This window comes from Azotobacter beijerinckii (assembly GCF_900110885.1).
Lineage (GTDB): Bacteria > Pseudomonadota > Gammaproteobacteria > Pseudomonadales > Pseudomonadaceae > Azotobacter > Azotobacter beijerinckii.
Genome location: NZ_FOFJ01000171.1, coordinates 1 through 1,231 on the forward strand (window position 1 = coordinate 1; position 1,231 = coordinate 1,231).

A 1,231-nucleotide genomic window follows, 5' to 3' on the forward strand; every position below is an offset into this window, starting at 1 on the left:
CGCTCGGACCGGGTGGGCAAGTACAACCAGCTGCTGCGCATCGAGGAGGCGCTGCAGGGCCAGGCGCCCTATAGCGCCGAATCGCTGCTGAAGCGTCGCTGCTGCGGAGGTGCGGCATGAGGCGCAAACGGGTCATCGGCAACTGGAAGATGAACGGCAGCCTGGCCGCCAATCGCGCGCTGCTGGAAGAACTGCTGCCGCAACTGGCGGTGCTGGAGGGCGTCGAACTGGCGGTCTGCCCGCCCTTCTCCTACCTGGCGCAGGTCGCCGCCCTGCTGGAAGGTTCCGGCGTGGCGCTGGGTGCGCAGAACCTCCACACGGCCGAGAAAGGCGCCTTCACCGGCGAGATCGGCGCCGGGATGCTCAAGGAGCTGGGCTGCCGCTACGTGTTAGTCGGCCACTCGGAGCGGCGCAGCCTGTACCGCGAGTGCGACGAGACGGTGGCGGAGAAGTTCGCCGTGGCGCTCAGGGCCGGCCTGGTGCCGGTGCTCTGCGTCGGCGAGACCCAGGCGCAGCGCCGCCAGGGCCAGACCGAGCAGGTGGTGTCCGCCCAACTGCAGGCGGTCCTGCGCCGTTCGGGCGTGCAGGGCCTGGCCGCCGGGCTGATCGCCTACGAGCCGGTGTGGGCCATCGGCACCGGCGAGACCGCCAGCCCCGAGCAGGCCCAGGCGGTGCACCGGCACATCCGGGCCTTGCTGGCCCAACACGATCCCGTGCAGGCCGAAGCCATGCCGATCCTCTACGGCGGCAGCGTCAAGGCCGACAACGCCGCCGCGCTGTTCGCCCAGCCGGACATCGATGGCGGACTGATCGGCGGCGCCTCGCTGGAGGCGGCCGCGTTCGCCGCAATCTGCCAGGCCGCCGCGCGCTGATCCTATCCACCCCATACCCGCCAGCGCCGCGGGACACAGGTCCCGGCGGCGCCCCTGACGCCAAGAGAACAAGAGGTAGCCCCATGAACACCGAGAGCCGTCTGCACAACCTGTTCCCCACTGCCGCGGAAATCCCCGAGCAGTACCGTCTCGGCGCGCCGATCGAGCAGCGCGAGTACCTGGTCGACGGCGCGCTGCGCCGCTGGGAAGGCCCGCTGGCCACCGTGCGCAGCCCGATCCACCTGAAGACCGACAAGGGCGACCAGCAGGTCGTCCTCGGCAGCACCCCGCTGCTCGACGCCGAGGCCGCGCTGACCGCGCTGGACGCCGCGGTCAAGGCCTACGACAACGGCCAGGGC

General features: G+C 71.2%; 2 protein-coding genes and 1 pseudogene. All 3 read left to right on the top strand.

The features are described from left to right. A partial coding sequence (locus BMY22_RS24205) for a hypothetical protein (RefSeq protein ID WP_143068637.1) occupies window positions 1–120 on the top strand: 120 nt, incomplete at its 5' end. Continuing rightward, entirely contained in the window at window positions 117–872 is a 756-nt protein-coding gene (gene tpiA, locus BMY22_RS23450) for a triose-phosphate isomerase (RefSeq protein ID WP_090625730.1), read from the top strand. The genes BMY22_RS24205 and tpiA, both read left to right, overlap by 4 nt. An 83-nt stretch (window positions 873–955) precedes the next feature. After that, a pseudogene (locus tag BMY22_RS23455) lies at window positions 956–1,231 on the top strand (NADP-dependent glyceraldehyde-3-phosphate dehydrogenase); the annotation flags it as partial.

Bases quoted from the DNA above. Each gene is read 5' to 3' on its own strand.
- tpiA (WP_090625730.1), top strand. From the start codon at position 117: ATGAGGCGCAAACGGGTCATCGGCAACTGGAAGATGAACGGCAGCCTG.